The following is a 13912-nucleotide window of genomic DNA, read 5'->3' as shown; positions in this document are numbered from 1 at the left end:
TGAGGAAAATTAGCTACCGGCAGCGCCAAGCCCATGGCGGCGTTGCAGCATAAAATTCCGCAAAACCAGCTCTACACAGCATTTCATGCAACTCGACGCCATCGACCTGCGCATCCTCGACGAGCTTCAGCGCGACGGCGCGCTGTCGAACGTGGAGCTGGCGCGGCGCGTGCACCTCTCGCCGTCGCCCTGCCTGGCTCGCGTGAAGGTGCTCGAGGCCAACGGCGTGATCGACCGTTACGTCGCCCTCGCCAGCGCCAAGGCGCTGGGCCTGGGGCTCAACGTGTTCATCTCGATCAGCCTCACGACGCAGAGCAAGCAGTCGCTCGCCGACTTCGAGCAACGCATCGCCGAGCACGACGAGGTGATGGAGTGCTACCTGATGACGGGCGACAGCGACTACCTGATCCGCATCGCGGTGGCGGACATGGCGGCGCTGGAGAAATTCATCCTGGAGCAGCTCACGCCGATTCCGGGGATCGAGAAGATCCGCTCGAGCTTTGCGCTCAAGCAAGTGCGATACAAAACGGCGCTGCCGTTGCCGGCAGCGCCGCTGTAGGAACGCTCGGAGATCGATCAGAGGCCGATCAGGCCGCCGTCGTTCTTCGTGATGACGATGGTCGCCGAGCGCGGGCGGGCGTTGCCGCCTTCCGGCCAGTGGCTCAGGAACTTCGTCGGATCGCCGATGTCGGCCTTGGCCGTGTTCTCGCCCGGATGCTGGATGTTCACGAACAGCGCGCGGCCATCGCCCGATTCGGCGATGCCGGTGATCTCGCAGTCGATCGGCCCGACCAGGAAGCGGCGCAAGCCGTCTGTGCCCGGTGCCTTGCCGACGAAGGTGGCCTGCGTGGCGGTGGTGGAGCCGTCGACGTTGGTGATGGTCTTCGCGCCGCCGTCGCCGACCTTGCCCGGCAGGGCGCCGAGCAGCATGCAGTTGGTCACGTCGGTGTACTTGCCGTCGTCGGTCTCGATCCACAGCAGGCCGGGCGCGGCCTGGCTGAACCACATGCCGTCGGGGCTGGAGAAGTCGTTGTCCGCACCGAGGGCCGACAGGTTCACGTCGGCCGATGCGGTCGAACGCGCGCCGAAGAGGTACACGTCCCACTTGAAGGTGACAGCAGCGGGGTCACCGCCGGCGTCGGCGAAGCGGATGATGTGGCCGTTCGGGTTGCCCTTCTGAGCCGTTTGACTCGGCCCCTTGGGATCGTTGTACGAACGCGGGTTGGCCGCGTCGGTGCCACCGACCGGGCGTGCCGAGTTGTTGGTGAGGGTGAGATACACCTCGCCGTTCTTCGGGTTCACAGCCGTCCATTCGGGGCGGTCCATCTTGGTGGCGCCCGCGGCATCGGCGGCGTGACGGGCGTTGATCACCACATCGGCTGCGTCGGCGAAGGCGTACTTGGAATAGCTGGCATTGATGTTGTTCACACCGAGCTTGAGTTCCAGCCAGTCGCCCGTGCCGTCGGCCTTGAACTTGGCGACGTAGAGCTTGCCATCGTCCATGTACTTGTCGCCTGCCGCGATACCGCCGCCGATATCGGCAGCGTCCCACGCCTTGGTGGAGACGAACTTGTAGAGGTATTCGTTCTGCGAGTCGTCGCCCATGTACCAGACCAGCGGCTTGCCGACCACGACCGGCCCCAGGCAAGCGCCTTCGTGGCCGAAGCGGCCGAGCGCGGTGCGCTTCTTCGGCGTGCTGGAGGGGGTGAACGGATCGATCTCGACCACCCAGCCGTAGGTGTTGGAACCGTTGCGATAGTCGTCGGCGGACGTGGCGCCGAGGACCTCGGTATTCCAGCGGGCGTGGATGTCATCGCCTCCGGCAACAGTGGCCCAGAGTTCACGGCCAGTGCCAGTTTCTGCGCCCTTGCTGTCTATCCCGCCGATGCCGTAGCGCGCGAAGGAGGCCAACTCCTTGGCGGTGCGGTTGGCGTTATCGGTCGCAGTAATGCGACGGAAATAGCCGGCCCAGTTCTCTTCGCAGGTGAGGTACGTGCCCCACGGCGTGGTGCCGTTGGCGCAGTTGTTGAGCGTGCCGCGGGTCTTGCTGCCGTCGGCCGAGTACTTGGTCTTCACGTAGTCGGTCTTGGCGGCCGGACCCGAAAGGGTCATTTCTGTGAGCGTGTGGACGCGGCGGTTGAAGCTCGAGTCCTGCTTGTAGCTCCAGGTGCTGCCGCTCTTGTTGACCTCGATCACGCTCACGCCGTGCAGGTAGAACTCGCGCAGCACTTCGTCGGCCACGGTGCGTGCGGCCGCGGTGCCGCTGCCGCTGATGGTCTGGCCGGTGGGGTGCAGGAACAGCGGCGTGATGGCCTCGTGGTTCATCACCAGCAGACCGCGCGATGCACCGGCGGGGTCCCACTTGTTCGACGCGTTCATGCCGAAGTAGGTCATGCCGTCGTGGTGGTCGCCAGCGCGGCGGTCGTAGGTAGTGGCGTCGTCAGTGCCGTTGTTCTGGTAGGCGGGCACGCCCGAGGCGATCGGGTCACCCAGGCGATACAGCACGCTGGCGGTGTAGCCGGCCGGCACGGTGACCACGTCGGCGAGGCTTTTGGCCACGGCATTGAAGCCGAGCTTCATCGGTGCGGGGCTGGGCGCCGGGGTCGGAGCGGGCGCCGGGGCGGGGGCCGGTGCAGGGGGAAGGACGGGGAAGGCAGTGCCGCCGCCGCCACCGCCACCGCATGCCTGGAGCAGCGCGGTGCCGGCGGTGCCGACGCCCAGGCCGAACAGGTGGCGACGGCTCAGGCGCGAGGCGATCAGGTCGGTGAAGGAGGGGTTCGACGTGGTGTTGGTGCCGATGTCTTCGATTTCGACCGGGCGATCGTCGGAGCGGGTGTTTGCGGTCATGCGCAATGTCTTTCTTCGTGGGTTGGGGAAAAACCAGCCCGCGAAGTTAGGCACTTCGTATGACGACTCCGTGAATTGATCAGCCTCCAGTCAGGTTAAATCAGGTCTTTTCAGAAACCCTTCATCGAAACCTGGTCCGGATCTGCCCGCCTGGCGATTCAGGGCGCGGGCAATTGGCGCGGCCACAGCGCCCACAGCCGCAGCGGCTGGTTCATGCTCGCCGCGAAGCGGCCGGCCTCGGCGCCGGTGCCTGCGAAGTAGTCGGCGCGCACCGCGCCGAGGATGGCGCTGCCGGTGTCCTGCGCCACCACCAGCTTCTGCAGCTGCGCCGCCGGTCCGCTGGAGGCCAGCCACACCGGCGTGCCGTAGGGAATGCTCTCGCGGTCCACCGCGATGGAGCGGCCGGCCGTGAGCGGCACGCCCTGCGCACCGCGCGGGCCGAATGCGGCATCGACCTCGCTCATCGTTTCCTCGCGGAAGAACACGTAGCGCGGGTTGCTCCACATCATCTGCGCCACGCGCTGCGGGTTCTGCGCGGCCCAGGCCTTGGTGTCGTCGGGCCACTTGCCGACCTTGGTCACGCCCTGGCTGAGGAGCCACTGCTGCACGCTGCGGTAGGGCTGCTCGTTGGTGGCCGAGAAGGCCATGCGCACGGTGTGCTGCCAGCCGTTGGCCTCGGTGATGCGCAGCCGGCCGGAGCCCTGGATGTGCAGCATCAGCGCGTCGATCGGGTCGGCCATCCAGGCGATCTCGCGCCCGCGCAGCGCGGCCTGTGCCTCGGGCAGGGTCTCGATCTCCTGGCGCGTGTACCAGGGGCGGCGCGGCACGAGGCCGTCGGGCGCCTGGTAGATCGGCACGTTGAAGGTGGCGGTGGGCACGCGCGAGGCCTCGTACACCGGCTCGTAGTAGCTGGTGAGCTTGCCCTCGATCTGGCCGTTGAGCGCCTCGACGCGATAGGGCTGCAGCCGCTCGGTCATCCACTGGCGCTGCTCTTCGGGGGTGGCGATGGCGAGCTGGCGCACGTCGCGGCACAGCGGCGCGAAGGCGGCGTTGGGGCGCGAGCAGTTCGCCAGCAGCGCGATCCACGCTTCGTGCAGCGGGTCTTCGCCGAAGCCGGGCAGCTCGCCCCAGCCGACAGGCACCCACCGGCTCTTGGGGTGCGCGAGCGAGCCTGTGAGCGGACCGAGGTCGCGCGGCTGGCTGACAGGGGGGCGGATAGGCGGCTCGGGGGTGCGCGGGCCGGTGGAACAAGCGGCGAGCGTTGCTACGATCACAAGCCCGACCAGCCACTGGAGTCCATTTCTCATGGGTTTGATTCTGCTTGAAGCCCTCGCCGCGGGACTCGTGTTCATCCTGATCATCTGGTGGACCATGTTTTCCGGGCGCAACAAGGGTGAATTGCACGATGACGGCGACGAGCCCGAAGCCGGCCGCGTTACCGAAGAAGGGAAGCGCCCGCCCGAAGCGTGAATTGCTCGTGCAGTCCCCTGCCGCTGCGCACTGTCGGACAACCACTCCATTGCTATTACTTTGGTAGCAATCATCGCAGCATTCATGCGCGATGACGAAACTTTTCTTATTTTCCGTAGGGCTTTGAGCCCGTACCATCACGCACTCCCCGAAGGCTAAGCTGTGCCGCCTGATCCAACCTTGAAAGGGAACGCCATGAAAAAGTTCGTACTCGCCACCACCGCCGCCGCGCTCGTCCTGTCCGGCTGCGCGGGCGGCATGACCGACACGCAGCGCAACACCGGCATCGGTGCCGGCATCGGTGCGCTTGGCGGCGCAGCGATCGGCTCGGCCACTGGCGGCAACCGCGGCGCCATCGGCACCGGTGCGGTGGTCGGCGCGGCAGCCGGCGCGCTGGGCGGCTACCTGTGGTCGCAGCGCATGGAAAACCAGAAACGCCAGATGGAGGCCGCCACCCAGGGCACCGGCGTGGCCGTGACGCAGACGCAAAACAACGAGCTGAAGCTGCAGATTCCGAGCGACGTGTCCTTCGACGTGGGCCGCGCCAACATCAAGCCAAATTTCGCGCCGGTGCTCGACCAGTTCGCCAGCGGCCTGCGCGGCAACCCGAACGCCGAGGTGCGCATCATCGGCCACACCGACAGCACCGGCTCGGACGCCATCAACAACCCGCTGTCGGTAGAACGCGCCGCCAGCACCCGCGACTACCTCGTGGCGCGCGGCGTGAACGCTGCGATCTTCCGCATCGAAGGCCGCGGTTCGCACGAACCGATCGCCGACAACAACAGCGACGCCGGCAGGGCACAGAACCGCCGCGTCGAAATCTACGTGGGCGAGCGCGCGCCGCGAGGCTGACGATCTCCAGCACACGAAGGGAAACCGGCCGCGCTGAAAGGCCGGTTCCCGCCATCACCGTTCCATTGGTCCATTAAGAGGGAATCTCATGAGGAAGTTTGTTGTTTCTGGCGCCGCCGCCGCCGCGTTGCTGTTCATCGCGGGCTGCGCATCGCAGTCGGCGCCGCCGCCGGCCCCCGCGCCCGCAGCCGCTGCGGCCGCACCGGCCAACAGCTGGACAGCCCGCCTGGCCGCCCTGAAGACAGACCTCGAGACCTCCACCAAGGGCACGGGCGTCGTGATCGAGCAGACCGCCGACAACCAGCTTCACCTTGTGATCCCGAACGAGCTGTCGTTCGACACCGGCCGCGCCAACGTCAAGCGCAACCTGGCGCAGGTACTCGACAAGGTCGCCGAAGGCTTGAAGAGCGCCACCGCCGCCAGCGTGCGCGTGGTCGGCCACACCGACAGCACCGGCAGCGAGGAAGGCAACGAGCGCCTCTCGGTGAGCCGCGCCGACAGCGTGCGCAACCACCTCGTGAGCCGCGGCGTCTCGACCACCGTTATCACCACCGATGGCCGCGGCTCGCGCGAACCGCTGGCGGACAACGGCACGGCAGCCGGCCGCGCGCAGAACCGCCGCGTGGAAATCTTCGTCGCGGAAAAGGGCTAACCCCCAGGCTTCGCGCACTTCGTGTCGCTGCGCCAACCCCCTTGCAGGGGGCAACACCTGCGGCCCGGCAAAGCCGGTTCCGCGGTGTTCCTGAGCTAACCCCCAGGCTTCGCGCACTGCGTGTTGCTGCGCCGCCCCCCCTTGCAGGGGGCAACACCTGCGGCCCGGCGAAGCCGGTTCCGCGGTGTTCCGCGAAGAATCCGGCGCTAGAGTTCTCGTAGACGGTTGGCCAGTTCGACGGCCGACTTCACTTCCATCTTTTCGAACACGCGCGCGCGGTGGACCTCCACCGTGCGCACGCTGATCGCGAGCTGGTCGGCGATGAGCTTGTTGGGCAGGCCCTCGATCACCAGCCGCATCACGTCACGCTCGCGCTCGGTCAACTCGCTGACGCGCTCGGCAAGGCCCCGGCGCGCGCGCTGCACTTCCAGCGCCTGCAGCGACGCGTTCAGCGCGTGCTCGATGCGGTCGACCAGCGCGTTGTCCGAAAAAGGCTTCTCGCAGAAATCGAAGGCGCCGCGCTTGACCGCGTCGACGGCCGTGGGCACATCGGCGTGGCCCGTGAGAAAGATCACCGGCATCGCCGGCAGCAGGCCGCGCTCCACGATGCGGTCGAACAGCACCAGCCCGCTGGTGCCGGGCATGCGCACGTCCAGCAGCAGGCACAGCGGCTGCTGCGGCAGCGGGCCCTGGTCGAGAAACTGCTCGAACGCCTCCGCGCTCGCGAAGTGCTCGCTGGCCAGCCGCCGCGAACGCAGCAGCCAGGCCAGCGCCTCGCGCACGCTGGCGTCGTCGTCCACGATGAAGATCAAGCCGTCGATCAGCGGTTGCATGCCATGAAGTCCAGCAAAAAGTTGTTTGTCGTCTGAAGCGAGCTCAAGCCGCCGCCGGAAGCGTGAACCTGAACACCGTGCCGCGCGGTTTGTTGGGCTCGTACACCAGCGCCCCGCCGTGCTGCTCCACCACCGTGCGGCACAGGCTCAGGCCGAGCCCCATGCCGTCGGCGCGCGTGGTGAAGAAGGGCGTGAAGAGCCGCTCGGCCACATCCTGGCCGATGCCGCTGCCGAGATCGGCCACCGAGAACTCCAGCCAGCGCCGGCCGTCCTCCTGCACCGCGCCGCCCACCGCCGTGGCACGCGCCACGCGCAGCCGCAGCACGCGGCTGCCGACATTGTCGGGGCTGTCCATGGCCTGCATCGCGTTGCGCGCGAGGTTCAGCAGCACCTGCTCGACCAGGGTGCGGTCGCACATGGCCGCGGGCAGCCGGTCTTCCAGCACCACCTCGATGATCACGCCCAGCTTGCGCGCCTGCAGCCGCACCAGTGGCAGCACCGCGTCGATCAGCGCTTGCGGCGCCACGGCCTCGCGCGTGCGGTCGCGCCGGCGCACGAAGTCGTGCACGCTGCGGATCACCTGGCCGGCTCGGTCGGCCTGCTCGGCGATGCGCTTCACCGCCATCGCCACCTCGCCCTGGTCGCCCCTGGCGTCGGGGCCCAGCAGATTGAGCGAGCCGCTCGCGTAGCTGGCAATGGCGGCCAGCGGCTGGGTCAGCTCGTGGCTCAGCAGCGAGGCCATCTCGCCCACCGTGGCCAGCCGCGCGCTGGCCTGCAGGCGCTCCTGGCTGGCGCGCGAGAGCTCCTCGATGCGGCGCTGCTCGCTCACGTCGATGAACGCGCTCATCCAGCCGGTCTGCACCTTGTGCGCGTTGATCAGCGGCGCCTCGAAGATCAGCACCGGAAAGCGCGTGCCATCCTTGCGCATGAAGACCGATTCGAAGCCCTCGCGCGGCGGCATGCCGCCCGCGAGCCGGCGCGCCTGCCGCTGCTGGTACTCGTGGGCCAGCTCGGTGGGCCAGTAGGGCGCCTCCGCGTTGTCCGCCATGAGTTCCTCGGGGCTGAAGCCCACCATCTCGCAGAAGGCTGGGTTCACGTAGGTGATGCGGCCCTGCAGGTCGCGCGCGCGCAGGCCGGTGATGACCGAGTCTTCCATCGCCTTGCGGAAGGCCAGCGCATCGGCCAGGTCGCGCTCGGCGCGCAGGCGGCGGCGCGTGTCGCGCGCCAGCAGCACCAGCACCGACACCAGTGCGATGGAGATCGCCGTGACCAGCGCCGTCAGCATGTTCGGGAACAGGTCGGGCGCCGCGCGCCAGCCGTCCACGCGCAGCATCAGCGAGGTGCCCGGCAGGTCGATGAGCTGCTGCGAGGTGAACACGCGCGTGCCGGTGCGCCGCGAGCTGCCAAGCGCCACCAGCCGCGTGCCGTCGGCCTCGGTGAAGGCCACTTCCTGGCCGCGCGTGAGCGTGGGGCCGACCAGCTCGATCAGCGCGTCGCGCAGCGAATAGCTCGCCACCAGATAGCCGCCTGCGTCGATCGGCACGCACAGTTCCATCACCTCGATGCCGCCGCCGCCCGCGATGGGCACGTAGTGGCTCGGCGAATAGGCCGACGCACCCAGCTTGCGCGCGGCGGCGCAGGCCAGCGTCACGTCGGACTGATCGGGGCCGCGCGTGTCCTCGTCGAGCACGCGCATGCGGTAGGGCGTATTGACGGCCTGAAGCGGGCGCAGCGCGGAGTCGCGCCATTCGAGCCGCAGCCATTCGCGGTGCTCGCGCAGCAATGCCGAGGCCACCTCCGACCACTTCGCGGCATCGGCGCCCGGCGCCTGCGTGGCGCGCAGGCTCTGCGCGTTGCGCTGGAAGCCGCTGCGAAGGTCGGAGACCGCGTCGGCGGTGTCGCGGTCGAGCGCGGCCTGCACCTGCTCGACCTCGTGCCGGCCCGCGAGCCACACCACCGTGACCAGCAGCACCGACACCAGCACCGCCAGCAGCAGCCACAGGAACCAGCGCTGCCACAGCGAGCGCAGCCGCGCATAGGCCAGCAGCGCCCATCGCTGCGGTGCAACGGTCAGCAGCGCATCAGACATACCGGCAACACCGCCGCACGCAAGGTACGTGGCTTGTTCCAGGAACACCGCGGAACCGGCTTTGCCGGGCCGCAGGTGTTGCCCCCTGGAAGGGGGTTGGCGGCCACACGAAGTGGACAAGCCTGGGGGTCATTCCTAGATCACGCTGTGCGAGAGCACGGGCAGTTGAGTGCGCGTGCTCTGCACCTTCGCGGCGTCGATGTCGAACAGCACCACGCCTTCTTCGGTGGCCTGCTGCGCCACCACCGTGCCCCAGGGGTCGACGATCAGCGACTGGCCCCAGGTCTGGCGGCCGTTCTCGTGCGTGCCGCCCTGCGCGGGCGCGACCACCCAGGCCAGGTTTTCGATGGCGCGGGCGCGCAGCAGCACCTCCCAGTGCGCGGCGCCGGTGGTGCGGGTGAAGGCGCTGGGCACCAGCAGCAGGTCGGCGCCCTGTTTGGCGAGCGCACGGTACAGCTCGGGAAAGCGCAGGTCGTAGCACACGCTCATGCCCACGCGCCAGCGGTGGCCGTCGCGCGAGGGCAGCTCGAACACCACCGGCTTCGCACCGGGCGCGATGACGCGGCGCTCGTCGTAGCGCTCGGTGCCGTTGTCGAAGAAGAAGAGATGGATCTTGTCGTAGCGCGCCACGCAGCGGCCGTCGGGCGAGAAGGCCAGCGAGCTGTTGAACACGTGCTCGGCATCGGTGCTCTCGATGGGCAGCGTGCCACCGACGATCCACAGCCCGAACTCGCGCGCAGCATCGGCCAGGAAACCCTGCACCATGCCCGCGCCGGCGGTTTCGCGCAGGCCCAGCTTGTCGGTGTCGCGCGCGCCCATCATGCAGAAGTACTCGGGCAGCACCGCGAGCTCGGCACCGGCCGCGGCGGCCTGCGCGAGCAGGTCGTGGGCGCGCGCGAGGTTGGCTTCGCGGGCGATGGCCGACACCATCTGGATGGCTGCGACTTTCATTGCTTGTTCTCCGTTTTCTTGCCGTCGTCCGCGGTCTGCGAGGCCGGCGGCAGGCCGGGCGCGCCGGGAATGCTCTGCGGCAGCAGCTGCAGCGTGCGCGGCACCTTCGCTATTTTGGGGTCGGTCCAGGTGCCCTCGATGTGGAACTCCTGCGTGGCCGCGGCCGCGAGCGGCTTGCTCAGCACCCACTGCGCAAGAAAGGTGCCCAGGCCGATGGCCGGGTTGATGGCGGTGGCCACCAGCGCCGCGGTGCCGGCGTTGATCTCGGGCACCACCACCACGCGCAGGTTCTGCGTCTCGCGCACGATGTCGGCCGAGCCGTCCATCAGCGCGGCGGCGTTGACGCCCTTCATCTGCAGGTTGTTGGTGCTGGCGATGCCCTTGCTGATCTTCGCGTCGCCGCGGATGAAGTCGAAGGCGAAGCCTTCGCTGAACACGTCGCGGAAATCGAGCGTGAGCCGGCGCGGCAGCGCCTGCAGGCTCAGCACGCCCAGCAGCTTGGCCAGGCCGGGGTCGGCCTTGAGGAACTGGCCCTGCTCCACGTCGACCTGCAACTGCCCGCCCAGGCTCGGGTAGTCGAGCGAGAAGGGCGAGCCGCGCCAGTTGACGTCGCCCTCCATCCGCCCGCGCCCGCGCCGCAGCACGCCCGGCATGCCGAAGCGCGTGAGCAGCTCGCCGGCATCGGCGACGTCGAGCCTGAAGGTCATGGCGGTGCGGCGCTGGCCGGCCGGCGCGCCGGGCACCGCGGCCCAGGTGCCCTTGGCCGCGAAGCTGGCCTCGGGCATGGTGAAGGTCAGCTTGTTGAGCAGCCATTCGCGGCCCGCGCCGCCGCGGTTGACCGCGTCGATCTCGGCGCGGCCCAGGCGCTTGCCCAGCAGCTCGAAGTCGTCGATGACGATGTCCAGCGCCGGCAGGTTGCCGGGCTGCTCGTCGAGCAGGGTCTCGACCTGCGTGGCCTCGGAGGGCGCGATCTTCAGCCGCGCGAGCCGCGCGTAGAGGCGCCCGGCCTGCGCATGGCGGTACTCGGCATAGCCGCTGAGTTCGGTGGCGTCGACGTTGGCGCGCCAGACGCTGCCCTCGCGCGTGCCGCCGAGCACCACGTTGTGCAGCGTGCGGCCCGCGATGCCCAGCTGCTGCGCGCGCACCGCGATGCGCGTGGGCAGGTAGGCCATCGACGGATCGTCGGGGCGCTCGGGGGCATCCGCGCTCGTGCCGGTGGCCTCGCCCAGCAGGGCCTGCCAGGCCGCCATGTCGAGCTTGGCGACGTTGACGTTGGCGAACACACCCTTGTCGGGCAGGCTTGCCGTCTCGCCCTGCGCCAGGCCCACGCCGATGCTGCCGCGCAGCACGCGTGCCTCGTTGCCCACGAGATCGCGTACGTACTGGATGGCGCCGACGCGGCCGAGGTCCAGCGAGAGCTGGTCCTGCGTGGCCACCGTCGCGCCGTGCTTCGTGGTCTCGCGCGCGAGCACCTTCTTCTCGATGCGCAGCGGCATCTGTTCCTCGGCCGTCTTCACCAGCGGCGGCGGCAGCTGCAGCGCCAGGCCCTGCAGGCTGCTGGTGAGGGAGAACTCGGGCGCGCCGTCGCGCACCGAGAAGGTGGCGGCGTAGGGCGTGCTGCCGGTCGCCTTCTTCGCCAGGCGCGCGAGCCAGTCGACCTCGCGCGCGCCGCGCAGGCCGTCGGCGGTGGCCGTGCCCTGGGCCTTCAGCGCGACCTCGCGATTGGGGCCGCTGAAGCGGCCGCGGCCTTCGACACGGATGTCTCCGCCCAGCAGCCTGGCCTGCACGCCGGCCAGCGAGAAGCCGGTCTCGGTGAAGCTGACCGTGCCCTTCGTCTGCGTGAACGACGGTGCCTCGGGCACCACCTGCAGCTCGTTGTCGGCCAGCGCCACGCTGGCCTGCACCCTGGCGTTGTCCATGGCCTCCAGGGGCAGCTCCAGGTGCAGCTTGTAGTCGGCCGAGCCGGTGGCGCGCGCGGCCTGCATGATTTCGCCCACGCCGCCCGGCTCGAGGCCGGCCAGCGGCGCGCCCGCGCGCAGCACCTCGCCCAGCGGGCCCTTGGCCTGCACGTCGACGCGAAGCACCTGCGCGTGGTGCGACAGCTCCGGAATCAGCGCCTCGCCCTTGGTCACCTCGACGCCGTTGGTGCCGGCCAGGCGGCCGCGCGCGTTGCGCACCAGCATGCTGTCGCGCTCAAACACCAGCTCGCCCGACAGGCCCGTGAGCGCAGGCCAGACGCGAGGGGGCGTGCCGTTGCGCGAAGGCGCGGCGTTGGCGATGGAGGGCGGCGCGTAGGCGTAGTTGACGTCCGACACCTTGGCGACGATGCGGAAGTCGCCCTGCTTCGGGTCCTTGAACGGCATGTCGTGCAGGTCGCCGCGCACGCGGAAGTCGACGCTGCTCGCGACGCCCTTGGTGACGGCCTCGCGCACGTAGTCGCGCGTGTGCTGGGGAATGTCCATCGGCAGGTAGCGGAACACGCGCGTGCCGTCGGCGCGCGTGAGCTTGCCCTGCAGGTCGAGCACGCCCGGAAAGCGCGACTTGCTGCTCGAGGTGGCCGGATCGCTGGTACGCCAGCTGGCCTGGGCCTCGCCCTCGGCGTCGACGTTGGCGAAGCTGAGCTTGGACATCTGCAGCTGGGCGTTGCCATTGCCGTTGTCGAGCTTCCATTGCAGCTGCGTGGAGAGACGATCGACGGGAATGACCGGCTCCTCGAACACGCCGGGGAATTCGAGCGTGCCCTTCGCAATGGCGAGCGTGGCGGTGCCGCCGGTGTGGGTGGCGTCGAAGTCGACGGTGGCGCCGCTCAGGCCGGGGGTGCCGGTGTGGATCCTGTGCGGTGCCGTGGTGGTGGTGGTGGCGGCGGTCGTCGTTGCCGTTGTTGCAGCGGGCGTCGCTGCATCGGCCGCCGCCGGCTGGGAAGCGATGCGCAGCCCGCTGACCCGGCCCTTGGCCTGGTAGCGGGTGGGCGCGCCCAGCGAGCCCTGCCAGTTCAGGTCGACGTGCTCGACCAGGCCGCGCGGCCCGTAGCTGTCGAGCAGGCGGTGCGTGGCGTCGCCCAGCGGCAGCCGGTCGGCGATGAGGGCGAGCGCGGCCAGGTCGAGCCGGTCGGCGCGCAGCGCGCCGTGCTCGGGGGTACGGCCCCTGGCGGGCGTGTGCTGCAGCCAGAGGTTGCCGCCGGGCCAGCGCAGGCCGTCGGTGGTGTCGAACTGCAGCGCGGTGGTGGCGAACTCCAGCGTCTCCTCGGTGAGCTGGCCCGAGAGTCGGCCGGTGACGGCGCGCAGCACCAGCGGCTGCAGGCCCTTGTCGAGCGAGACGTCGACCTTGTCGAGCCCGAGGTCGGCCGCGCCGCCGACGACCTGGCCGTCGTCCACGTCGGCCCACAGTCGCAGCGCGCCGTTGCCTTCGCGGATGCGCGCGTCGAGCGAGACGTACTGGCCGAGCCGGGTGACGTCGATGTAGGGCAGGTCGACATAGATCTGGCCGTCCCAGGTCTGCCAGTGGCCGCTGCGGATGGACAGAAGAGGCTGGCGGAACTGGCCGCGCAGCGTGAAGCGCTCGCCCCAGCCGGCAGGCGGCGTGGCGTCCAGGCGCAGGCCGTGGCGCCGGGCGCTGTTGCGCGCGACGAAGCGCACGTCGGTCAGCAGCAGGGGCTCGGCCTGGCGCTGCTCGTCGGTCCAGCGCACGGTGCCGCCTTCGATGACCAGCTCGCGCTGCGCGAAAAACCAGTCGGCACCCCGGGTTTCTCCGGTCGTATCGGTGGCCATGTGCAAACCAGCCACATGGAGTTTTCCCTGAGAGTCGCGGCGCACATCGAGCTGCGGGCGCTCGATGTAGAGCTGCTCGAAGTTGAGCCGCCAGAGCGAGCGCGGCGACACGCTGGCCACCACGCGCGCGAGGCGAAGAGCCTCGCGGTTGTCGGAATCCTGCAGCACCACGTCGCGCAGTTCGAAGGCTGGGAAAAGCCCTTCGGAGCGGGCGGTGATCGATCCGATGCGCACCGGCACGCCGATGGCCTTGCTAGCCTGCGCCTCCAGCGCGTCTCGGAAATCGCCGATTCGCGGCACAATCCACGCGTGTAGGACAACGACCGACAGCGCCAGCAGAAGCCATGCAGCGATCAACAGACCCAGCAGCCAGCGCGCCGTCACAGCGGTGATTTTGAGCAGACGTGAAGGGGAAGACGCCGTGTCGTTCATTGAGGATCGCGCTGTG

The 13912-nt window shown here is 69.2% G+C and carries 10 protein-coding genes; 4 read left to right on the top strand and 6 right to left on the bottom strand.

Annotated elements, in window-relative coordinates:
* The first annotated feature begins 85 nt into the window (after positions 1–85).
* Positions 86–559: an Lrp/AsnC family transcriptional regulator gene (locus ACAM57_RS00685; RefSeq protein WP_369660378.1), complete on the top strand. Its 474-nt coding sequence runs from the start codon at positions 86–88 to the stop codon at positions 557–559.
* A 17-nt stretch (positions 560–576) separates the two neighbouring features.
* Here ACAM57_RS00685 and ACAM57_RS00680 read toward each other — a convergent pair whose 3' ends face one another.
* Together ACAM57_RS00680 and ACAM57_RS00675 are read right to left on the bottom strand one after the other, a co-directional pair.
* Positions 577–2847, bottom strand: coding sequence for a PhoX family phosphatase (locus ACAM57_RS00680; protein WP_369660377.1), 2271 nt, complete (start codon positions 2845–2847; stop codon positions 577–579).
* A 158-nt stretch (positions 2848–3005) separates the two neighbouring features.
* The gene (locus tag ACAM57_RS00675) at positions 3006–4154 is read right to left on the bottom strand and encodes a murein transglycosylase A (RefSeq protein ID WP_369660376.1); all 1149 of its coding nucleotides are present in this window, start codon (positions 4152–4154) and stop codon (positions 3006–3008) included.
* Here ACAM57_RS00675 and ACAM57_RS00670 point away from each other — a divergent pair.
* The 3 genes from ACAM57_RS00670 (at position 4153) to ACAM57_RS00660 (ending at position 5824) form a co-directional block, all read left to right on the top strand.
* Positions 4153–4317, top strand: coding sequence for a hypothetical protein (locus ACAM57_RS00670; protein WP_165909574.1), 165 nt, complete (start codon positions 4153–4155; stop codon positions 4315–4317). The two genes, ACAM57_RS00675 and ACAM57_RS00670, sit on opposite strands and share 2 nt — an antisense overlap.
* Before the next feature lie 195 nt (positions 4318–4512).
* Positions 4513–5172, top strand: coding sequence for an OmpA family protein (locus tag ACAM57_RS00665; RefSeq protein ID WP_126021074.1), 660 nt, complete (start codon positions 4513–4515; stop codon positions 5170–5172).
* Positions 5173–5260: 88 nt separating this feature from the next.
* The gene (locus tag ACAM57_RS00660) at positions 5261–5824 is read left to right on the top strand and encodes an OmpA family protein (protein WP_184639379.1); all 564 of its coding nucleotides are present in this window, start codon (positions 5261–5263) and stop codon (positions 5822–5824) included.
* A 206-nt stretch (positions 5825–6030) separates the two neighbouring features.
* Here the strand turns inward: ACAM57_RS00660 and ACAM57_RS00655 are convergent, their stop codons facing one another.
* The 4 genes from ACAM57_RS00655 to ACAM57_RS00640 form a co-directional block, all read right to left on the bottom strand.
* Positions 6031–6657, bottom strand: coding sequence for a response regulator transcription factor (locus tag ACAM57_RS00655; RefSeq protein ID WP_126021072.1), 627 nt, complete (start codon positions 6655–6657; stop codon positions 6031–6033).
* 43 nt (positions 6658–6700) lie between these two features.
* Positions 6701–8746, bottom strand: a complete 2046-nt coding sequence (locus tag ACAM57_RS00650) for a nitrogen regulation protein NR(II) (protein WP_369660375.1) — start codon at positions 8744–8746, stop codon at positions 6701–6703.
* 135 nt (positions 8747–8881) lie between these two features.
* Entirely contained in the window at positions 8882–9697 is an 816-nt protein-coding gene (locus ACAM57_RS00645; protein WP_184639375.1) for a carbon-nitrogen hydrolase family protein, read from the bottom strand.
* Positions 9694–13896 carry a YhdP family protein gene (locus ACAM57_RS00640; RefSeq protein WP_369660374.1) on the bottom strand — a complete coding sequence of 1401 codons (4203 nt, stop codon included), beginning with the start codon at positions 13894–13896 and terminating at the stop codon, positions 9694–9696. Before ACAM57_RS00640 ends, ACAM57_RS00645 begins: the two co-directional genes overlap by 4 nt.
* Positions 13897–13912: the final 16 nt, after the last annotated feature.

This window comes from Variovorax sp. V15, assembly GCF_041154425.1.
Classification (GTDB): Bacteria; Pseudomonadota; Gammaproteobacteria; order Burkholderiales; family Burkholderiaceae_C; genus Variovorax; species Variovorax guangxiensis.
Note: the sequence above shows the minus strand (reverse complement) of the source record. Positions and strands in the feature narration are given on the sequence as shown.